Origin of the sequence: Bacteriovorax sp. DB6_IX (genome assembly GCF_000447775.1) — a bacterium.
In the GTDB taxonomy this organism is placed as follows: domain Bacteria; phylum Bdellovibrionota; class Bacteriovoracia; order Bacteriovoracales; family Bacteriovoracaceae; genus Halobacteriovorax_A.
Genome location: NZ_AUNJ01000479.1, coordinates 1 through 20,197 on the forward strand (window position 1 = coordinate 1; position 20,197 = coordinate 20,197).

A 20,197-nucleotide genomic window follows, 5' to 3' on the forward strand; every position below is an offset into this window, starting at 1 on the left:
GAATATAAGTATTAACTAAGAATTCTTGATTACTAATGAGCTTCTCAAGCTTTTGCTTCGCCTGATCTTCACGACTAAGAAGCGATAGGAAGTCTTATCCATAACTCGACTCCCTAATTTTAATTTCTAGTTTAAAATCATCAAATAATATATCATAAAAGCTCGCTCCTATAGAGAGAACTTCCCTCATGGCTTTTCGAGGAAGGTCTTTTTTTGAGCTTTCAGCAATATAGTTTTTCACAGTTAGAATTATGTTGAACTGTATTTTAAGTTATTGATTTTTTGAATTCTCGTAAAATGGTGGAGGTTCTGCACAGTTTATAAATACATAATATTCGTAGTGTTAATAAAAAAAATACTTCAAACACTACAAAGAATATGAACATTACGTTTCAACTTAAGGAAGAACTTTATGAAACTAATAACCTGAAGTCACTTCCTTTAAAATATCTCTTAGTTTTCCTTGCCCTGTTGCTCCAGAGGGGAAATCATCACTAGTCAACTTTAAGTTCTGTTGCTGTAGTTTTTTATCAACCTTATCGAAAAAGTCATAAAATCTACTATATGATACATCTCCTGCTTCAATACTCAACTTCAAGAACTCATCTATGCCTTTCATTATTCCTATATATCCCGTTGATTTTGACAATATATACTTATCTGGCTCGTCCCATTCGTCTTCCCATATATCCCTTACCGCTGAAAATATATTAAGCATTAACTTTAATACTTTATTAATAGATGGCTTTTTTAAATAACGTCTCAGCACAAGTTTTTCATCGTCCTCAAGTTGTTCATGTCGCCCTCTTCTCATAAGATCCCTATCCTGAAGAGAAAGTCTCGTGTTGGTCATTTTCTTCAACATATAGTCAACAACTGTTCCTTGTGACAATGACTCATTTTCACCTTCCGGCATTTTTGATCCTAACATTTTTAATTTGCGAAAAAATGGCGAACCTTCTTTAAAATTTAGACTTCTTGCAACTTGATGGCAAATCGTAAAAGGGTCTTCCGTCTCTGATACTCCAAATAGATCATAAACAAGTGACTTGGGAACTTTTGTCTGTTTCCCGTTAATTGTTGCGAATACATATGCCTTTTGTTCTTCTGTTGCTTCTAAGATAAAGACCACGGGGAAGTCAAATGAAGTAAAGTTTTCCTCGCCATGTAAATCAACGGCTTTTTGAATCCCCAACACTCTATGTTGCCCATCAACGATTTCACCCTTTCCCGTAATTTCTATTTCATTATTGGGTTTTAAGCGATAGCTACTTTTTGAAAGCGAGATCAATATTGACGTAGGAAATGCACAATCCATTGTCTGAGTATAATCACCTATCTCCTTCACACGGCTCTTGCTAAAGCTTCGCTGGGTACCCACAGCCTCGTCACCAGTGTATCTCCTTTTTCGAATGGTAAAAAAATCTAGTAACTCTAATGCTGGTACTTTAGCGAAGTAAAAAGTACCCATCGGCTGATCAAATTCTATATATTTATAATTAAAATTCATAGCTAAACCCTATTATGGTATTGGATTATCATCATCGTCTGCACCGGCTGATGCTGAGGCGACTCCATCATCATCTTCTGCTACGACCTCGCTCGCCCCCTCGCTAAATCCTTCTCCCCTAAAGCAGTATAAATAAACAGCTAACAACATTGAGAGGAGGGCAACAATAAACACTAGTTTTGCAACCGTCACATCCTTAGTCTTCTCTATATCTGAAATTAAAACATACGTGAAAGCATTAAGAATAATAAATATCGTAGACAAAATAATTGCCAAGGCTTTTAAGTTTCCTGAATCTGAAATTTCATCACGATTCTTAGACTTAACAAGGTTAACTATCCCTTCTGACAACAAAACCAAACTAAATGTCGTTAAACTTCCATTTGTAATAATTTCTGTGATTGAAGCCTTTTCCCCATTAAACAAGTTAAGAAATAATGGAAGCCAAATACCAATAATACCTATTGTCAACAGTAACAATAGCCAATTAAAGAAACTCCAGCCGTCATTTTTTATAGCTTTTAAAGGAAGAAATAACTCTTTTAAAAACTTTGGCACACCAAAATACCAGCACCCGACCGCAGAAATGAAAGCAACAATACCTATTGCATAATATAAATAAATCATGCTTTTGATTTTAACTTAAAAACAATAAAATATGATTGTCTCTCTCACCTCAGAAAATATTTCCCCCTTTCTCTCTAGCACGACCAGATATGTAAAATTAGGTAATTATAACCTGGGGAAAAGATGTCTATTAAGTTAAACGATAAAGTGATTACTATTTTAAAGGCGAATCAACCAAACAAGCTTTCCTCCAAAGAAATAGCCACTAAAATAGCTAAAAGATATAAGGCGCAACTCAAGAAAAAGATCAAAGAAAGTAAGAATGTCTCTAACGAGAAAGAACTCATTATTCAACTAACTAGAGAGATTAGCTCTAGAACACCTTTAATTCAAAAAAAATGTGAGTACGTTAAAATTATAGAAGGCCCCCCACGACATTTTTACTATAACGAACTCAGTGAAAACCAGGAGATTGCTGAACTAGAGAAAGAAAAGTCAAAAATCCCTATACCTCTAGAAGCAGACTTATATCCACTTTTAAGCGAATATCTTTTTGTGAGACACGAAGTTTTCTCAAAACGAATTAATGAAAAGAAGTCTAAGAACTCTCGTGGAAAGAACGGAAACAAATGGCTACACCCAGATATTGTTGGTTTTGAAAACCTAAGTAAGAATTGGTGTAAGGAAGTTATCGAGTGCTCAAAAGCTCACTACGACAAAAATGCTCAAATGTGGTCCTTTGAGATTAAAAGGCTTCTAAATTCTTCGAATGTGCGAGAAGCCTATTTTCAAACAATTTCAAATTCATCTTGGGCTAATCAGTCTTACCTTGTTGCTGCTGAAATATCAGGTCTTAGTACACTTAAAGAGCTTCAAATCTTGTCATCTGCACATGGGGTAGGAGTGATCCTACTGAATGTTAGTACACCCACTGAAAGTCAGATATTAATACCTGCCAGAGAGAACAAGAAGGTTGACTGGGATTCTTGTAATAGACTGGCTACAGAAAACCCTGACTTTAACACATATATAAAGGAAATTAGAAAGTTCTATCAAACAGGAGAAACCGTCGAGAATTTCTGGGACTACTTCCAGACACCTTTAGATGATTAGCAAGAACTCTTAGAGCAACCGTTACTGCCTCTCTCTAAATGTTGATGTTACTAAATACTCCTTAATTTGATTACTCTTGTGACCTTCTCTTCCCATTGTAGAATGGTCGTAATCGATCTCTCTAGCATCGAATGTTAAGCCTTTATCGGTAGCAATTTCTTCTAGTTCTGCTAGGCTAATCATTGCAGTATCAGCATAGGACAGAATTACTTTTTTTCTATTTTTAGATGCCGCATCATAAAGATATTCAAAAGCCTTTGCCACATTTTGTTTTTGACAGAAAGGTGATTGGTGGCGATCTGTTCTATATCTACCTTTAAATGCAGGCAACATATAATCGTACTTAATTAGGCTTTCTGTAGCGTGATAAAAACGTGAATAATGAACAAAAGAATATGGTGGATCAGCATAAATAACATCCACTCTCTTCATAATATCTTTATCGTTCAGCAGCTCTCTGTAATCCATATTTACAGACAGGTGGTCTCTTTCTGGGTAATATTTTTGAAACTCAATTATTTCTTCAAGCTTCTTGATAAAATAGGCCCAAACACAACGGTCACGATATAAAAATACGTCATTTATCGACTTTACATCTTTCAAGTCTCTAAACTGAGCAAAGTGTCCTGTTCCACTCGAACAGTAACTATGAGCATAGACTAAAGCAGCAAGCGCTATTTGTTTTTCAATTTTACCATCAAGACACTTATCTATTGCATATCTTATCGAGTCAATATCGATACATTGCTCAATACTGAAATATGTTTCAGAAAACAAAAACGTTGTTTGCATATAAGGAAATTTATTAGCCTTACACTCTCTTTCTAAGTACTGTTCATAAAGCCTTTTAAGCTCAGTACTTCTAGTCTTGAACTTATTTACAGGGGACGGGAAAGATTCAAAGAACTTGATATACTTGAGTCTCCCCTCTTCAGTCCACCCTCTCTTTTCAGTTATGACGAACTTCCTCGACTTATCAACCGTTTTAGGAAACATCTCTAGCAGTGCGCTTCTATTCTTTTTGAAACTCTTTTTAATTTTAGATAATAAGTCTTTATTAAAATCTATCTCGTGAGAGCAAGATGAGATTAAGGCATCACAAATAACACCACTGTAAGATTGTACATCGTTAGATATGACATCATATTTATCTCTTAAATAGACACCTACTGATCCAGTCCCAGCAAAAATGTCTAATACTCCCTCGCCTTCTGAGCTGATCTTATCAATCTCTTCACGAATATCTGGAAGTAGCTCTCTTTTGCTCCCCATGTATTTCATGATGTGAATATATTTTTCGTCGTTACGTAACTCTATTTTTCTCTGAGAGTTAATAGTCTTATTTTGTTGTGTGTTTCCCATAAATGAATTCTATCCAAAAGATTTGGTTGAGTAAAATAATAAAGTTCTTAAATTTAAAATTATTCAAAATTGGAAAAAAAGGCCTCGTTCATTTTCAGGTACTTAGAATATATAATTTAAAATAAGTTTTATTTTTAACTTAGAGAAAGAACATGAATATATACGATTTAGAGGACAAGTATTTCTTACATGAAGAGTTTCATGGTCACAGTATTTTTAAAAATGACTTTCCTGATGCATACAATGAGCTTTATAAGCTTCTGGATAGCTTTGAGTTACTGAAAAGTGAAATTATAACGCCCGGCGGCCGAAAGTCTCCCATCGCTCAAAAGTTTGATGACGCACTATATTCAATTGGATGGGAAGAGAAGCAGTTTAGGATCGAAATGAACATTGACGGGAGTGAAGTTGAAACACCAACACATCAAATAGACTACTATAAAAATAGGGTTGGAGTTGAGCTAGAGTGGAATAACAAAGACCCTTTTTTTGATAGAGACCTTAATAACTTCAGACTACTTCATAGCATAAAGGCTCTTTCTGTTGGAGTGATTGTCACAAGAGCAACAGAGCTACAAGAAATCTTTAATGAACTTGGAAAGGGAAGTTCATATGGAGCTTCTACAACACATATAAACAAACTAATGCCTAAAATTCATGGTGGAGGAGCAGGAACTTGTCCTCTATTCATCATTGGGATAAAAAAGTCATGTTACGTAGAGGATGTATAGACATATAAACTAGAACTCCAAACAATTTGCTATACCTGTCACATCCACCCCAGATTTTCTAATGTAAATTAGCAACCCTTTATATCTACTCCTGCCTGCCTTATGTACCTCTTCAATGGTAAATATGGATCTATTAGACCTAGAGAATAATTTTTTTATACATGAAGAGTTTCACGGTAACTGCATCTTTAAGAATGAATTTCCTAAAGAGTATAAAGAACTCTATGATCACTTGAAATCATTTAACCTACTTAAAAGTGATATTTTAAAACCTGGCGGTAGAAAATCTCCAATAGCAAAAAAGTTTGATGATGCATTATATGCGACGGGTTGGGAAGAAAAGAAATTCAATATCGAAATCAAAATAGATAATGAAAATATTGAAACTCCAACACATCAAATAGATTATTTAAAAATAGAGTCGGAATTGAACTAGAATGGAACAATAAATACCCTTTCTTTGATAGAGACCTCAACAACTTTAGATTACTACACTCCATAAAAGCTTTATCTGTAGGAGTAATTGTTACAAGAACTTCAGAGCTACAAGAAATATTTAGAAATCTCGGCAAGGGTGACTCTTACGGAAGTTCTACGACACATATAGGAAAACTAATGCCTAAGGTATATGGGGGTGGGGCAGGTACATGCCCATTAGTAATTATAGGTATCAAGCCTAGCGCATACAAAGAGGACTAAGCAAATGGCTTCATTAGCATATCCCACGATGTTTTTGTCAGCGATATCTGCCTAGACTCAATTTCCTCACTTCCCCAATCAATATTAAACTTTGCAAGGAAGTCCTCTACTAACTTATACCTAGACCTTTTATAGATATCAATTTTATCCTGAACTGGATTATTCCCAGCCTCTTCATTTAGCTCTCTAGATAAAGGCATCAAATTACCTAAAGAATCAAAGAAATCTGGATAAATAGACTTGCCTTCGCTCTCTGGGTAAATATGTTCAAGTGAGGAGTCATTAAGCAATATTTCATTTGTACCTGACATATGATTCTCGAGACGTTCAAACAAATATGATATTACTCGACCTTGCTTTGTATGTCCTTTAGAGTACTTCATCTTCCTAAGACTTGTTTCAAAGCTTTCATAATCCGGCAATTTTCTTTCAAGAGACTTCTTTAGCTCTTTAAAAATATGCTTATAGTCACTTTTACTAGTTAAACCATTAACTAGAATTGCATACTTACTATACATCTGATCTAACCCAGATGGTCTTTTTGAGCAAACAGTACTGAACATGAAATGAAAGCTCTCCAACATTTGTAGTGTAGACTTTAGTCAGTAATACTAACTAACCCTCTCTTGAAACACGAAACAAGAGATAGAAGTAAGCATCGCGTTTGCTGGATTTTAAATAACCTCAATGCTCTTAAAGAGTAAAATACTTCTTTACCATTGACCGCTTTCCAATCCTCAAGAGTAGGACTTACTAATTCTGAATAATTTTTCGCTTCTACTTCAAGGCTTTTCATAAAAGTCTCAGAATTAATCTCTCCTTGTTTCATTTTAGTTTTAAATGATTTATAAATCTTGCTTTCTGTTCGACACTCATACTTAGAAAGCCAAAAATGTCTAAAAAAGCGATCCATTGATACTGCTGCATCTCGCGACTGAATCTCCTCTCTAATTTTAGCCCAGGAAGTTTTGGCAAAGTCATCAGGATGCTCTGTCTTTAAGTCTCTAAAAAGGTCATTTTTAATCAAATCAATTACAGATAACCCCATACCTCTTGCGTTAAGTGTTTCATATACATCATATGCTTGATCTTCAGTCGGAACTGTCACAAAAATTACATTTAGCTCAAGAAGTTGGTCTCTGATAACCTCTACAAGCTCTTTGTACTCAATGTCCTTAACTCCTCTTTTCTCAAAAGTTTTCTTTAAACTATCATAACTCAACTCTTTTAAATAAAAATCATATGCATATTTTAATGTTTTCTCCTCATCACCTTCCGGTACTTCTGATGCTTTATCTATATTTTGAATGTTCGTCTGAAAAAAAGGTCTAGAGATCTCATTTTCTAACTTAAAAAAAGGCTTATTCGCAACAGTTTTTCCTTGTATAAACTCATACAATCCATCAGCTTCATCTTGCCAATCATTTACCTTAAATGTTTCAACTAGAGCTGACATTAAAATCGTAATAGTCGTCAATCTTTGCTGGCCATCAACAATTTTTAACTCTTCAGTGTTTTCATCCCCTATTAAAACGAGAGACCCTATGAAGTAGCTAGTAGGAAGAAGTTCCTTGTTTGAATAGTTGATACTGCTAATTAAATCTATCCATAACTCACTTAACTGCTCTTTTCCCCATGAGTATTCACGTTGAAAACGAGGAATCACAAATTTTCTCTTTTTTACAGAAAAGATTGTCGATATGTTATACGGATAAGCTTTAAAAGACATGAAACCACCTTAATAAAATTCTTTTACAAATTATATTAAGCTTTAAGTTAATAATCAATTATTCATCAAACTACGTAATAAATTTAGAGCTAGAATTAATTTTTCTTCAGGTACCTTATGAATCATATTCTTTAATTCCATATAAGGATCTTCAGCACAATCAACTTTACACTTAGCAGAATAAATTCGGTAAGTAGCTCCATAGACAGAAAGAATCTTCTTAATCATTTCCTTACCAGGAACATCTAATCTTCCATGTTCAATATGACGGATATACGCCTCCGACTTCCCTATTTCCTTTGCTACTTCTTTTATCTTCGTACCGGAATCCAAGCGAAGTCTTCGTAAAACTCTAGCTTCATTTGTCATCTTGATCTCTGAAGTTCTTCTGTACCTAAACTTCCTACTCATTATAAAACTCTCCTTTAAGTGGACTACGGATCGTAGTCACACTCTGTTTTTGGAAGCGTGAAAAAGTAGCGTCGACTACAAATTAACTACGACTCCCGTGATTTAACGTGATTTAGAGTGATATAAAGAAATGAGCCTTAGAGTTCTCACTGGTTAACTGTTTGAATTTATTGACATAAAAAAAGCTCCTGAAGAGGAGCGTTTTCGTTTTAACTTTGGTGGAGGTGGTGGGAATCGAACCCACGTCCGAAACAACGTCTGAAGTGCGGCCTACGTGTGTAGTCTTCGGTTATCGCCAGAAGACAAGGCTGTTCGAGTTACGTGCACTCGACGAACCTCGGTGTGTTTTTAGAAGGTGACCCGACAACCTACCAGTAGAGTTCGACAGCCTACTGAACTGCTTTGCTGCTTTCTGTTTCTTGGCCGCAGCGCCTCACAAAGCTAAATCCTAATTATTAGGCAGCCATTGGCATTGCATAATCATCTGCAATTAAGATTTGGTCTCCTTTTTACCAGGACCGTGGAGACCAACCTGGACACGCCCGGAAACCCGTCAGTTATCTCGTCGAAACCAGGGCACCCCCATGAGATTTTCGACTCAATACTTTAGTTTTCCTAATGTATTGAATGTGAAAGAGCTTGGCTCAGTTGAGCCGTTCTATATAAGTACCATATGATGGGGTTTTTGCAAAGATATATGGGAGGCACTTGGTGGGCCTCCCGGGATTTTTTGAGATTATTTTTGAGTGGCGAGGGCCTGCATAACCTTAAATGTCTCTGGTGAGACGAAGTCTTGCATGTCTTGCCAAATGGCGCGGCTCTCTTCAAGAGTTGAGTTAGCGCTTAGCTCTGAAGTCACTTCTTCTAGTAGGATGTTGGCCTCTTCGATTTCCTCATTGAACACGGCGACGTCGGCTTGCTCGAGGTTGAGTTTTGCTGCGGCGGCTGGGCTTAGTTGTTCGAAGGCCATGTCTCCAGTTTGCTCGTCTAGAAGAACTAGTCCTAGTAGTCCACCGAGGTAGAGTCCTACGACGAAACCAATTGCAAGGTGATCCTCATTTGCTCCTGAAGATGTCACTGCTGCAGTAGCTCCTACGACTGCTCCTCCAACTAGTGGTGAGGCAAGACCGGCGATGGCAACTGAACCAGCGGCTCCGGCTCCAGTCAGGGCCATAACTCCGGCAACTGCGGCCTGAGTTTTCTGAACTGGTGCGATTGTTAGAACTAATGTAAAGACTGCGATTAGTAGGTTTTTCATATTTCTCCCCTCTTATTTTTGAGTTCTCTCTCTCAAATTTTGTTCCTTATACGTTTACTAGATGTGTCAGACAAGGTTAGGCCTTGACGTTTTTAGGTCGTTTTTGTCAATGGTGCAGCTAAGTTGGTGTTTTGTCTTGTAACCTCAAGCTAAACTAAAGATATTTGTTTTGTTGTGAAAAGTTCTTAAAAAAGCGATCTCGATGTCCTAAGCTTTTGTAAATAAATATAAACTAATCACGGAAGAGAGGAATTATGAAAGTAGCTATTTCCCTAGTTGCAGTGCTTTTTCTATCGACGTCGCATGCTGGAATCAAAGAGAAATTCGTAGAGCGTGTGGTGAAAGAATGTGGAAAGAGTGAAGCAGATGCCAAAAAACTTGCCACGCCTGGGCGTTCAGGAAATGTTGTTAAATTGAAATTATGTCCCCAAAGTCCAGTCACGGTTGCACCTGGTTGTAAGCTGACTTGTTCTACGAGTAAGGGTAACGTTGTAGGTAATTAAGGAGAGACAATGAAATTTAAAATACTAGCGACACTAATTGTATCCTCACTTACTTTTGCAAGTGTTTCAGATGCAGAATTTAATGCTCTAAAAGACAGAGTTGAAGAAATTGAATTTAATAATTTAATTAAGAACTATACGATCAATGGAAATCTTGAGACGAACTACAATAGTTACGTACTTGAGTCTGATACAAACGAAGACCAAGTTGTAAGACTCTATGGTTTAAGATCATCTCTTGATCTTGCCTTTCATGTTAATGACAGAATTGATTTCTACACTTCATTTGGTATGTCTAAGTTTTGGCAGGTTGATGCCAGAGCAGAGGGAACAAAGACTGATATCGATGGTGATGGTCAAAGAGATCTAGAGCCATGGGAAATCTCACAGGCCTCTGGTTTTGCCTACGAAGGTGCTAACGTAAAAGTTGATAGGGCCTACTTTAACTACAAAATCTCAAAGAATTGGTTGGCCTCAATTGGTCGTCTTCCACTTTACGATGGACCGATGCAACACCAACTTGATGGAAAGCCAAGGTCGGGAACTGTTGCCAGATCGGCACGTAACTCAGTTTATGACGGGATAGTTCTTACTTATGATCTAGGTCAATTCATCCCTCAAGAAGACTCACTAAAAGTTAAAGGTTTCTACTTTCCATGGCAGAATGTTAATAAGTACAACAGAGATCAGCAGCTGAAGACTCCAGGAAGTACAACAAATAAGCCAGGTGGAAATGCTAAAGTTGCTTCAAATACTTTAGGTTCAGGGCTTCTTGTTGAGTACTATAACAGAGAACTTTCATGGGCCGATTCATTTGAATTCCACGCCTTCTCTACTTACTACAAAGACTTCTGGTGGAATGAGTTTAAGCAAATCTATGATGGTTTCACTTACACAGCAATCTTTGGTGTTAATAAGATCGCTCACACAGGGTTGAACTTCTCACTCATTATCAATGGAACGAGATGGAATACTGCTGATGATGAGAATACAAAAATTAAAGGTGAAGGTTTCCTTTATAACCTGAACTATAAATTTGAAAATACTGCCGTTGTTGGTGTTGAGTATCTTAAAACAAATAAGAACCACTATGCTGATGATTTTGCTTACACTGATATTGACTCATTCTATGGAGCGAAGAAGGCCAATGGTTTCCACGCTTGGACATCACTTCCAATCTATGACAACTTAAGAGCTCGTTTAGGACTCTACAAGTACGATAAGAATGCGACAGCTGATGATGAAGTCACATCATTCTACACAAAACTCTTATTAAATTTCTAAGATAATATGATTTTTGGAGGGCCTATTTTTGGCCCTCTTTTTTTACCCCGCTTCACATGCAGAGCTCTCTTCTAATGCTGCTTCCTTTTTCATCTTTTGAATAAGATCACGTTCTTTCTTCATTTGCTCACGCTCTTTCTTCATCAACACATTTGTATTGAGACGGAAGAAGTCAGATTTCTCCTTAAAGTCTTCACTCTCAACAGGAATTCTTAGGAGTCGATTCACCTCTTGTCTGATGAGGCTTTTTTCGTACTCATTAACACCCATGATAATTCCTGTGTACTGGTTCTTATCCTTAAACTTATCTAAAACCAAAAGGTAATAAGTCACGGGATAATTGACCTCAATAAGAGATTCATTTTGCAGCTCAGTTGGAGAAGAGAATGTTACGGCATACTCACTGAGTTTATCGATAATCACTGGGATCTCGACACCAATTCTTCTTTCTCGACCAGTAATCGTAAGATCTTTATTATCAATCACGGATTCTTGTAGTCTGTAATTTGGCTTATTGCCCTTATCCAAATAGATCTTAATAATTTTGGCAAAGAAATCATAACTCATTCCAAAAGGCACATTAAGCTGCTTTGAAGTCATTGATGGGATATTATAATTATCCGTTCCAAAGAAAATAACAATGACATCATTCGATAAGTTTTTCTCAATATACTTTTTGAGAAGTTCTATTTTCTCCTCATTCTTAGGTTCGTAAATATCACCCTTCTCATTTTCCACTAACAAACCATCCCATTGAATTGCAATGAGATGAGGGTGAAGCTCTACGGCATTTTCTCCCGACTCTAAAAGACATGGATATGTGAAGAGATTGACTCTATCCTCTTTTCCTAAATAATCCTGCATCAATTTGAGTTCTTTATCTAAAACAAGAATTCTGATTCGCTCATCACTAATCTCTTTACAACGCTTTTGAAAAAGAGCTTCTTTTTCAGAATATTCATCAGGAGAGATATACTTTTCAAACTCGTGAATGGTATTTTCCACCTTCTTAGAGATAAGATATTTAGTATTAATCATCTGCTTATCAGTAAATTTAAAATTCAATTTATTGGTATCTTCTAACCAACGATATTTTTTTTCTAATCCAAGATCATTGGTAATCATGGCTCCACCTTCAGAAAGATCAGGGACAAATTTATTAATCCAGTCCTCATCCGGATCAATCTTGCTAAAGCTCATATCTGCTCTTACTTGATTAAAGCTAATGGATTCAATATTTCCCAAGAAATGAGGCCAAAGACATTCCCCATTACCAGGTGAACTGGCATAGACAGGAAGAAAATCATGCTCCTTATTCTTAATCAACATAATCGTATTGATTAAATCATCCATATCTGGCTTCTTATAGTCGACAATTTTGCAACCATTTTCAAAGGCCTTCTTTAGCTGCTCCTTCTTATTCTCTTCTCCAAAGATACCAATACAAATAATATGACTATTACTACGATACTTTTTTAAGATCTTTAGAAGATCTAGTTGAAAGTTAAACTTTGTCTCGAAGTCGATAGTAATGACGATATTGGATTGCTTAGACTTAATAATAAAAGGAAAGAGTTTTGAGAGAGGCAGATCTTTAAGAGGGTTGGTATTCGAGAAGACCAGAGTCTTCCAACCTTGTGAAGTTTGATTTGATTCAAAGGTATGCCTCAGTCGCTTCGAAAAGACGGGATCGTCTGAGATTATAAATGAATATGTTTCCTGTTTTGCCTCTGTCATCTTAGATATATTGTAGACGATGAGTTAAATAGAATTACCAAAAGACTATGAGTGGAAAATAACTTTTACAGGATTCTGAGATATTAGAGAATTCTTCCCTGAATTCCCCTCTATTATCGGCTAGTTCGCCCTTATTAGAACAGTTGTTCCTTTTGAGTTTTCAAGCTCTTAAAACCTTTGAACTTTGAAAATTTCTTGGCACTCTAGTCTCTTAATTCTTCAAGTTCCTTTACAATGGCACGGCACTCTTCAGGAACAACTTGTACCATATTCCCTTGGGCATCCTCTTCAAATTGCAGAGAAACGACATTTCTGGCCATGCAAGAAATCAATTCATCCTGCAAAACTGATTCCGAACGAAGGACATTCGAAGCATTGGCCTGGAGTTGTGAAACAATTGTGACTAGTGCTGTTATAATTAGAATCGTTTTTTTCATTTTATAATCTCCTCATTTCAATTTCTGTTAGAACTTCACCAAGCACTTCGACATATTGCTCAACGGAGTTAATTTGATCATCACCATCAAGAGTCAGAACACTATTTGTCACATGCTCCTTATCTGAGAGATCCTCTTGCATAAGAACAGAGTTTGCAATAGGAAGCATAATACCTCCAATTGCCCCTAGCTTATAACCAAAGCTCTTTGGCATTGCGGCTTCTAAGCCTCTAACCTTTCCAAGTTTTTCAACCATCATAATTCTTTCGGCCTTAAAGAAGACTATAGGAAAGAGAAAAGCTGCCCCAGCATAGATGGCATTTTCCACCTTTTGAAATGATTGTTGCTCTTCAATTTCTTTGGCCTGTTCTTCAAACTCAGTACGAGTATAAGACTTCATTCCTAGAACACGACAATCACTCGCTCCCTCACAATACTTAAATTCAATCTTTCCCTCTTCTTCCATAACAAAGAGTTTATGATCTGTTTTTTGATCTCTAATTTCTAAAGTACTGGCCATCGCATTAAGGCCAATTAGGGCGGTTGCAATTAGTGGGAGGAGTTTCTTCATTTTCTTTCCTTGTTTATTTTATGATTTAAATTCATTAGTTGGGACAAAGCTCTCGCACTGCCACTTCATACGTGACATACCAAAGGGCACGAGTTTACAGCGATCAATCTTAGTTAGCTCCTCCTCCAAATAATTTGAGAAGTCTAAAATACTGACCGGATAGGCCATTCGCTGTTCAAAGTAAGCTGAGCTAGGCATTAAAACCTTAGTTAATCTCTTGGTGGCCTCTGGACTTAGGGCCAAATTCTGATCCACCATATTTGTGAAGCTCACACTAGCGCTTCCCACAAACATTGCGCCAACGGGACCAATTGGAGTGGCCATGGCCGCTACAGGAGCGCTATAACCTATTAAGCTAAGTACTGGCTTTAAAATTCTATTCACACCTGCTTTTTGCATCATCTTGCGACTTAGCTCTAGGAGCTCATCTTCGCTATAACCCTCTTCTCTGCCAAGGCTCATGCACTTGTCACTCTTCTTATAAAGACAGAAAGAGAAAGTCGTCATACCGTTATTCTCCTCTATTCTAATAACCTGCGGCTCACGTAGAAGCGCAGACTTTAAGTGTCCAACACCGGCCATGGCCTGAAGCTGGAAAACCATATGAATAAAGAGAAGGCGTAATGCTATTTTCATACCCTATAGTATGAAGCAAAGAGGTCTTTTAAAGTTGGAATTTGAAAGAAAGATATGGGGTGTTCAAAGACTGAACACCCCGAATGATTTTAATTACTTAGACTTGATATTTACCACTTCTGTTTTAAGTAATTCGCTTCCGTAGAAGACACTTACTTTAAACGAAAGTTTCTTATCCTTGGCCTTAGACTTAAACTTATATCTAAGACTTGCTGTAGCTGTTGCCCCCTTAGAAGGTGCGGCAACCTCAAGAGACTTTGTCTCAATATTAACAAGATTTCCGCCAGTCACCGACTCTAAAGTCACGCGGTACTTACCTGGAACGTGATTTCTTAATCCCGTTAGATTTACATTAATATTGTGAGAGCGGTACTTCCACTTTACTGGCCATGGCTTCCACTTTCTCCACTTAACTTCACTCTCAAAGTTAAGAGCTGATTTGATTTCAGGATTAACCTTAACCTGCCCAACAAATGTCGAAAGCTCAGAGCTTGCACCATCAACTGTATCACCAGGATAAGTCACCTTAACCGTCATATTAAATGGAGTTCCAGGAATCGCATTTTCTCCAATCTTAGCGTTAAAGATATCTGCGACATTGGCCTTAACATTAGCAGGAATCACAGCGAGTAGTTCACGCTTTGATTCAAAAGAAATATTTGAACTATGCTCAACAACTTCAACTCTTACATCACCTAATTGAGATGTTTGTGCCCCAACATTCTTAAGAACAGCACCAAGCTTTAACTGAGAACCTTGAATTAGGCCTTTTGGATTTAATCCCTTAACAAAGAGATTCTGTCCAGCAGCTAGTCTTACAACCCCATTTGATTTGAAGAAGTTCTTCGCTGCAAGTTTACCATTATCAAACTGAAGTGTTCTTTCGTTTTGAATATTCTCATCATATCCCTTAACTTTCCCTTCATCGAATCCATTTTGATAAGCAACTTGAGCTCCTCTTTGCTTAGCTTCAGCAAAGACAACCTTGTAGGCCTTATCAAAACCTTCTTGATAACGAGAGGCCTTAGTCTTTTCAACTTCAGCACTCTTATAGCTAGAGAACTTCTCCTCATAATCGGCAAAGAATTTATCTTTGTGAGCACCTTTAAAAGAAGATTTAAAGCTCCCTTCAAAAGATGACTGACAAGCAGAGATAAAGGCCTGAACACTCTTATACACGCTCTGGCACTCACGACTATCAGCATCCACATCAATTTGATTAGGAGATGTATAAGCAAACTCTGGAAGCGATTTTGCCTGTGCAGGCTCTTCCATATTCTCAATTGACTTCATCGTTCCAGCAATCACACTATCAATCGATGAAGGAACATCATCACTATTATTCTTAGCAAGCATCGCCACATCTTCATCAGAGAAGTTAAACTCACTTGTTGGGATTATCTCTACTTTTTCAAGGGCCTTAAGAGTTCCCATTTCATTCATGGCCTTACTGACAACTCCATTTTGAGAGTTTGTCATATTAATTGTTTTAGAAGGAGTTAGCGCCAGTAGCTCACCTTTAACAACTCTAAATCCTTTTGGAAATTCAGCTGCTTTAGCATCTGACTTAGCGTTAAGATGACCAAGCTCATACCCTTCATTAAATCCAGATGAGAAGTCACCTTGAGAATTTGATCCCTCATTGAACCCATCTTGATTTCCTTTAACCTTTCCACTCATCAATCCATCAAGGAAACCTTTAAGAGGTCCAACTTGACGACCGTTCTGTGTCCCAAATCTATTTGCAGCGGCCTCAGTATCACGAGAAGCAACAATTTCCCCAGAAACTTCACCGGCATTTTCACCTTGAGAGGCACCTTGATCTTTTGCCTGTGCCAGATATTGCTTATAAAGAAGATCTCTCTTTTGATATTCTTCAAAGTCTCCATCTGCTAGCGCCTCAAGTCGAGAAGCATTGGCATCAAGAAGTCTTCTCTGCTCTTGAAGTCCTGGTAGCTCAGCTTCAAGCTTGGCAACCTCAGAGTTAAGAGTCGAGATCAGTTCACGGTTTGAAGAGATACTCTGCGATTCATAAGAGATCTGATCTGTATTTGAAGAGATTCTTCTCTCGCTTGAATCGATCTGTTCAATATTTTGATTATAATTCCCTTGAGCATCAGCTCTTTGAGAGAACTTCATATTCTTTTCACTCTCCATACTTCTAAGATGAGTGTTAATTGTATTGATTGTTACCATCACGTCTTCAAGACGACGCTCAAGACTTTCCTTCTCCGTTTTTACACTTTGAATAGATTGATTTGTATAACTAAGAGCTTGTTGAATACTTGCAAGTTGATCTTTATTCTTAGCAATCTTTCTACGAGCTTCTTTTGACTCTTGCTTAGCTTGAACAATTCGGCGCTCTGAATTAACAAGCCTTTGCTCTAGTTTCTTCTTTTGAGCTGAGTTCTCTTTAATCTTTTCAGAGAAATGAGTAATCTTTTGCTCGACCTGGTTAAGTTTTGCTCTCGCATCACTAACTTGGGTCTGCTTCTTATTAACAGCATCCTGGGCCTTGGCCACTTTATTCTTTAGACGTGTGATTCTTTGATCAAATTGTGCAAGCTCTGATTTTACCCCATCAATGTCAGACTTCACGCTAGCGATTTGTCCTTCAACTTGTGACTTCTTATTTTGGGCCTGAGATCTCTTTTGTTTCTGCGTTTCAATCTTAGAGTCAATTGAAGCTAGTTCACTCTTTTTAGAAGCGATCTGATTATCAATTGATGTGATATCAGCCTTAAGGGCCTCTACGCGATCCGCTGTTCTCGTCTCATTAACCTGAGCACTCTTAACAAGGTTTCTAAGATTTCCAATCTTACGACGAAGTTTTTGGGCCTGGGCCTTAACTTCTGGTGTTTGATCTTGATTTCTTAAATATTGTAAGTCCGCCTTGGCCTGATTAAGTTCTGTTTTTAATTTCTGTGTTTCAGCTTTTGCTGCTTGTGACTCTTGGCGAGCACTTTGAAGCTGAGATTGAGTTTGTCCCTTCTTCTGCTCAAGCCCAGAGATAGCACCAGGAATTGACTGTTTAAGACCTTTAAGTCTTTGAATCTCACTCTTCGCTGAATTAATTGTGCTATTGATATTTGAAAGCTGACCATCAAGCTTCTGTTTTTGAGACTGAAGAGCTGACAGCTTATTCTTTAGTGGGCTTAGCTTAGAGTTTAGCTGCGCCAATTTATTCTTTGCCTCTTGAAGTTCTGTCTTTAATGGAGCTAGCTCACTTTGAAGAGACGAAACTTTTGATTCAAGATTTGATTTTCTATTCTTGGCCTGAGAAAGGTCTTGTCTTAGATTGACCTGCTCTGCATGAATAGTAGAAATCTTATTTTTAATATTTGGAATCTTGGCCTCAAGATCTTTCACTTCATCACGAAGAGAATTGAACTTGGCCTGATTACGATCTAGTCTATTTTGAATTTGCTCTCTTTCAGCACGTTGACTCTGTCTCTGTCCTTTTAGAGAATCAAGGTCTCTTTGAACCTCTGAAAGATCTTGCTCAAGGCGCGACCTCTTTTGATTAGGAGCTTGTAAAGACCTCATGGCCTGATCGATCCCTCTATCTAGTTGATTGATCTCATCACTTAGTGAAGAAATTCTATAACTTAGATTTGAGTTTTCTGCCTTAAGACTTTCAATAGAATTACGAAGGTTCATATTTTCCGACTGCATCGAAGAAATACTCTGCTGTGAACTCTGTATCTGAGCTTGGCGACTCATCACTTCATTTGACTTTGAAGAAATAGCGTTAGTTGTGAAATTCACTTCTTCAAGTGCTTGATCAGCTTCCGCTCTTTTTTCAGTGGCCTGTGTTTTTGTTGCTTGAAACTTCGCAAGATAAGTTTTGAAATCAATCTCATCTGGTAAGTTATTTGCTAGTGTCTGCGTATTTGCTAATAAAGGCGCCATCGCCAATAGTAGTTTAGTTTCCTCTCTCATAAAAACCTCTCCTATATTTTTGATTTATAATGAATAGGAATTGATTTCAACCTCACTGGCCTTAGAATGGGAAAACCGAGTATTTTTGTAATACTTTGTAAGAAATAACTGTTCTTGTGTAAGATTACTGGTCGAGTTGGCACCATAGAATAATTTCAAAACTTCCCTGCCCTACGCTCTTTTAAGGTATAAAGAGCTCTATGAGAAATTTACTAACACTAATTGCCCTACTTTCTGGTTTGAATTCAAGTACTTATGCAAGCTTAGGAGAGAATAAGTTCCTCCTTGGCTCATACGCTGCTCACACAAGAATTGAGTGTGAACTTCCGCAGAACTCTGTAATCGAGAATGTTTATAAAACAGATAATGGTAATTATATCTCATGCAATAATGTTGATTCTTTCAATGAGACTCTTTCAGAAGTTACGGCCCTTGTTCCAGATGGACCAGAAGTTAGTCTCTATGTTGAAAAGAGAAATAGTAATGCTTCCTTCGACATGGGGCGAATAATTCGAATTCCAATTCAAATGGTTTTTAATGGAAAGTATGGGAACTTCTACCATGGAAGTTACATGGGTGTGCACACAGTACTTGCACACGAGTATGGTCACGCCATCTTCTCCGAAAGAATTAAAAAGTACGACTTCTATAAGGACATTCAGGAGCTTGCTCATCGCTCTTCTTCTTATGAACTTGCAATTCAAGATGCCTATGCGAAAGGAAATCCAAATAATATTGTCGAGTTCTACCGTCAACAAATCAAGAATCTATTTGAAAAGAGAAAGAATGATAAGCAATTTCAAAAGGTCCGCAAAATCACTGGTGCCTACAACGAGTTTTTCGCTGATGTTGTCGCAGTCGTGGCCAAGAATGATAAAAGCGCTGTGATGATGGCCCTTTATTATGATGAAATGAATGATCAACAATACCAGATGGTTCAAGCAAGGCAGTTCGCAAATAACTCTCTTGATATGCAAGGTAGTTATATGAACGTTGTTCACACTAAATTTGCACCGGCCAGAAGATTTGTCGGAGAAAGCCTATGGCCAACAAATAGTGATGAGGCCAAGACCCTTATTGATAAGACCTTTGAGGCCGTAGTCATTGAAATACAAAAACAACTAAAAAAAGAAGAGATGGACAATTCGAAAGTGCTTAACAAAAGTCTTATTGAAACACTCAAGAAACTTTATAACATAGAGAACGCGAAGGAATAATTTTCTATCTCCTTAATTTTCCATAAATCAACCATAATTTATTTGTGGAAATAAATAGTCATTTACTCAATCTTATCAACGGTTCAACAGACCCAATACTCTCATTCAATGAGAGTGACGAGATTATCTACCACAATGACACTCTTACTGATCTTCTTAAACTTGATAAAGATGCGATTAAAAAGAAGGGACTTCTAAAATTAATCCATGTGGATGATTTGGATATTGGTAAGAAGTATCTTAAAAGTCTGAAATCTAATCCAGATCAATATATCACTGAGAAGTTTCGATTTATTTCATGTTCAGGAAATATAATTCACCTTCACTGGAATGGAGTTTACTCAGCGACAGAAAAACTCACGACTCTCTTTGGTAGGGTTTGCGAAGACTTCTCATCTGAAGATGCTCTTGGGGACGCAAGAAGACTCGCAAGAGTTGGAATGTGGGAATATCACGTTGAGACAAACTTCTTTAAGTGGGATCGCCAAGT

The 20,197-nt window shown here is 37.3% G+C and carries 18 protein-coding genes, 1 other RNA gene and 1 pseudogene; 7 read left to right on the forward strand and 13 right to left on the reverse strand.

What is annotated here, in order from left to right:
- Nucleotides 1–418 precede the first annotated feature (418 nt).
- Nucleotides 419–1,510 (reverse strand): DGQHR domain-containing protein, encoded by a 1,092-nt coding sequence (locus tag M901_RS14975; RefSeq protein WP_021279053.1) that lies wholly within the window; start codon nucleotides 1,508–1,510, stop codon nucleotides 419–421.
- 12 nt (nucleotides 1,511–1,522) lie between these two features.
- The gene (locus tag M901_RS14980) at nucleotides 1,523–2,137 is read right to left on the reverse strand and encodes a hypothetical protein (RefSeq protein ID WP_021279063.1); all 615 of its coding nucleotides are present in this window, start codon (nucleotides 2,135–2,137) and stop codon (nucleotides 1,523–1,525) included.
- A 123-nt stretch (nucleotides 2,138–2,260) separates the two neighbouring features.
- Here M901_RS14980 and M901_RS14985 point away from each other — a divergent pair, with 123 nt between their 5' ends.
- Nucleotides 2,261–3,190 (forward strand): hypothetical protein, encoded by a 930-nt coding sequence (locus tag M901_RS14985; protein ID WP_021279055.1) that lies wholly within the window; start codon nucleotides 2,261–2,263, stop codon nucleotides 3,188–3,190.
- 21 nt (nucleotides 3,191–3,211) lie between these two features.
- Here the strand turns inward: M901_RS14985 and M901_RS16850 are convergent, their stop codons facing one another.
- Nucleotides 3,212–4,552: a DNA adenine methylase gene (locus M901_RS16850; RefSeq protein ID WP_021279066.1), complete on the reverse strand. Its 1,341-nt coding sequence runs from the start codon at nucleotides 4,550–4,552 to the stop codon at nucleotides 3,212–3,214.
- 152 nt (nucleotides 4,553–4,704) lie between these two features.
- Here M901_RS16850 and M901_RS14995 point away from each other — a divergent pair, with 152 nt between their 5' ends.
- Together M901_RS14995 and M901_RS18455 are read left to right on the forward strand one after the other, a co-directional pair.
- Nucleotides 4,705–5,283, forward strand: coding sequence for a BglII/BstYI family type II restriction endonuclease (locus tag M901_RS14995; RefSeq protein ID WP_021279057.1), 579 nt, complete (start codon nucleotides 4,705–4,707; stop codon nucleotides 5,281–5,283).
- A 124-nt stretch (nucleotides 5,284–5,407) separates the two neighbouring features.
- Nucleotides 5,408–5,982 (forward strand): annotated as a pseudogene (locus M901_RS18455) (BglII/BstYI family type II restriction endonuclease).
- Here M901_RS18455 and M901_RS15005 read toward each other — a convergent pair.
- From M901_RS15005 to M901_RS15020, 5 genes are all read right to left on the reverse strand, one after another.
- Nucleotides 5,979–6,545: an HNH endonuclease family protein gene (locus M901_RS15005; protein WP_021279060.1), complete on the reverse strand. Its 567-nt coding sequence runs from the start codon at nucleotides 6,543–6,545 to the stop codon at nucleotides 5,979–5,981. The pseudogene M901_RS18455 and the gene M901_RS15005 sit on opposite strands and share 4 nt — an antisense overlap.
- A 35-nt stretch (nucleotides 6,546–6,580) precedes the next feature.
- Entirely contained in the window at nucleotides 6,581–7,711 is a 1,131-nt protein-coding gene (locus tag M901_RS15010) for a DUF262 domain-containing protein (protein ID WP_021279061.1), read from the reverse strand.
- Between the two features lie 54 nt (nucleotides 7,712–7,765).
- Entirely contained in the window at nucleotides 7,766–8,122 is a 357-nt protein-coding gene (locus M901_RS15015; RefSeq protein WP_021279070.1) for a helix-turn-helix transcriptional regulator, read from the reverse strand.
- A gap of 216 nt (nucleotides 8,123–8,338) precedes the next feature.
- Nucleotides 8,339–8,706, reverse strand: a transfer-messenger RNA (tmRNA) gene (gene ssrA / locus M901_RS17180).
- A 152-nt stretch (nucleotides 8,707–8,858) separates the two neighbouring features.
- A complete protein-coding gene (locus M901_RS15020) occupies nucleotides 8,859–9,380 on the reverse strand; it encodes a hypothetical protein (RefSeq protein WP_021279068.1) in 522 nt (173 codons plus the stop codon).
- Nucleotides 9,381–9,634: 254 nt separating this feature from the next.
- Between M901_RS15020 and M901_RS15025 the strand changes: the two genes are divergently transcribed.
- Both M901_RS15025 and M901_RS15030 read left to right on the forward strand, forming a co-directional pair.
- Nucleotides 9,635–9,883 carry a hypothetical protein gene (locus M901_RS15025; RefSeq protein WP_021279052.1) on the forward strand — a complete coding sequence of 83 codons (249 nt, stop codon included), beginning with the start codon at nucleotides 9,635–9,637 and terminating at the stop codon, nucleotides 9,881–9,883.
- Nucleotides 9,884–9,892: 9 nt separating this feature from the next.
- Nucleotides 9,893–11,167 carry a DUF3373 family protein gene (locus M901_RS15030; protein ID WP_021279054.1) on the forward strand — a complete coding sequence of 425 codons (1,275 nt, stop codon included), beginning with the start codon at nucleotides 9,893–9,895 and terminating at the stop codon, nucleotides 11,165–11,167.
- Between the two features lie 42 nt (nucleotides 11,168–11,209).
- On the opposite strand, the gene M901_RS15035 is transcribed toward M901_RS15030, so the two are convergent.
- From M901_RS15035 to M901_RS15055, 5 genes are all read right to left on the reverse strand, one after another.
- A complete protein-coding gene (locus M901_RS15035; protein ID WP_021279065.1) occupies nucleotides 11,210–12,904 on the reverse strand; it encodes a hypothetical protein in 1,695 nt (564 codons plus the stop codon).
- 203 nt (nucleotides 12,905–13,107) lie between these two features.
- Entirely contained in the window at nucleotides 13,108–13,341 is a 234-nt protein-coding gene (locus M901_RS15040; protein ID WP_021279056.1) for a hypothetical protein, read from the reverse strand.
- A 1-nt stretch (nucleotide 13,342) separates the two neighbouring features.
- The gene (locus tag M901_RS15045; protein WP_021279058.1) at nucleotides 13,343–13,912 is read right to left on the reverse strand and encodes a hypothetical protein; all 570 of its coding nucleotides are present in this window, start codon (nucleotides 13,910–13,912) and stop codon (nucleotides 13,343–13,345) included.
- An 18-nt stretch (nucleotides 13,913–13,930) separates the two neighbouring features.
- Entirely contained in the window at nucleotides 13,931–14,548 is a 618-nt protein-coding gene (locus tag M901_RS15050) for a hypothetical protein (protein WP_021279067.1), read from the reverse strand.
- Nucleotides 14,549–14,641: 93 nt separating this feature from the next.
- Nucleotides 14,642–18,490, reverse strand: coding sequence for a hypothetical protein (locus M901_RS15055; protein ID WP_021279069.1), 3,849 nt, complete (start codon nucleotides 18,488–18,490; stop codon nucleotides 14,642–14,644).
- Between the two features lie 200 nt (nucleotides 18,491–18,690).
- Here M901_RS15055 and M901_RS15060 point away from each other — a divergent pair, with 200 nt between their 5' ends.
- Nucleotides 18,691–19,707, forward strand: a complete 1,017-nt coding sequence (locus M901_RS15060) for a hypothetical protein (protein ID WP_021279062.1) — start codon at nucleotides 18,691–18,693, stop codon at nucleotides 19,705–19,707.
- A gap of 44 nt (nucleotides 19,708–19,751) precedes the next feature.
- On the forward strand, nucleotides 19,752–20,197 hold a 446-nt coding region (locus M901_RS15065), incomplete at its 3' end, for a PAS domain-containing protein (protein ID WP_021279059.1).

Coding starts and splice junctions, on each gene's coding strand:
- M901_RS15050 (WP_021279067.1), bottom strand. CDS start 14,548: ATGAAAATAGCATTACGCCTTCTCTTTATTCATATGGTTTTCCAGCTT.
- M901_RS15005 (WP_021279060.1), bottom strand. CDS start 6,545: ATGTTCAGTACTGTTTGCTCAAAAAGACCATCTGGGTTAGATCAGATG.
- M901_RS14985 (WP_021279055.1), top strand. CDS start 2,261: ATGTCTATTAAGTTAAACGATAAAGTGATTACTATTTTAAAGGCGAAT.
- M901_RS15035 (WP_021279065.1), bottom strand. CDS start 12,904: ATGACAGAGGCAAAACAGGAAACATATTCATTTATAATCTCAGACGAT.
- M901_RS15020 (WP_021279068.1), bottom strand. CDS start 9,380: ATGAAAAACCTACTAATCGCAGTCTTTACATTAGTTCTAACAATCGCA.
- M901_RS15015 (WP_021279070.1), bottom strand. CDS start 8,122: ATGAGTAGGAAGTTTAGGTACAGAAGAACTTCAGAGATCAAGATGACA.
- M901_RS15040 (WP_021279056.1), bottom strand. CDS start 13,341: ATGAAAAAAACGATTCTAATTATAACAGCACTAGTCACAATTGTTTCA.
- M901_RS14980 (WP_021279063.1), bottom strand. CDS start 2,137: ATGATTTATTTATATTATGCAATAGGTATTGTTGCTTTCATTTCTGCG.
- M901_RS15010 (WP_021279061.1), bottom strand. CDS start 7,711: ATGTCTTTTAAAGCTTATCCGTATAACATATCGACAATCTTTTCTGTA.
- M901_RS14975 (WP_021279053.1), bottom strand. CDS start 1,510: ATGAATTTTAATTATAAATATATAGAATTTGATCAGCCGATGGGTACT.
- M901_RS15060 (WP_021279062.1), top strand. CDS start 18,691: ATGAGAAATTTACTAACACTAATTGCCCTACTTTCTGGTTTGAATTCA.
- M901_RS14995 (WP_021279057.1), top strand. CDS start 4,705: ATGAATATATACGATTTAGAGGACAAGTATTTCTTACATGAAGAGTTT.
- M901_RS15045 (WP_021279058.1), bottom strand. CDS start 13,912: ATGAAGAAACTCCTCCCACTAATTGCAACCGCCCTAATTGGCCTTAAT.
- M901_RS15030 (WP_021279054.1), top strand. CDS start 9,893: ATGAAATTTAAAATACTAGCGACACTAATTGTATCCTCACTTACTTTT.
- M901_RS15025 (WP_021279052.1), top strand. CDS start 9,635: ATGAAAGTAGCTATTTCCCTAGTTGCAGTGCTTTTTCTATCGACGTCG.
- M901_RS16850 (WP_021279066.1), bottom strand. CDS start 4,552: ATGGGAAACACACAACAAAATAAGACTATTAACTCTCAGAGAAAAATA.
- M901_RS15055 (WP_021279069.1), bottom strand. CDS start 18,490: ATGAGAGAGGAAACTAAACTACTATTGGCGATGGCGCCTTTATTAGCA.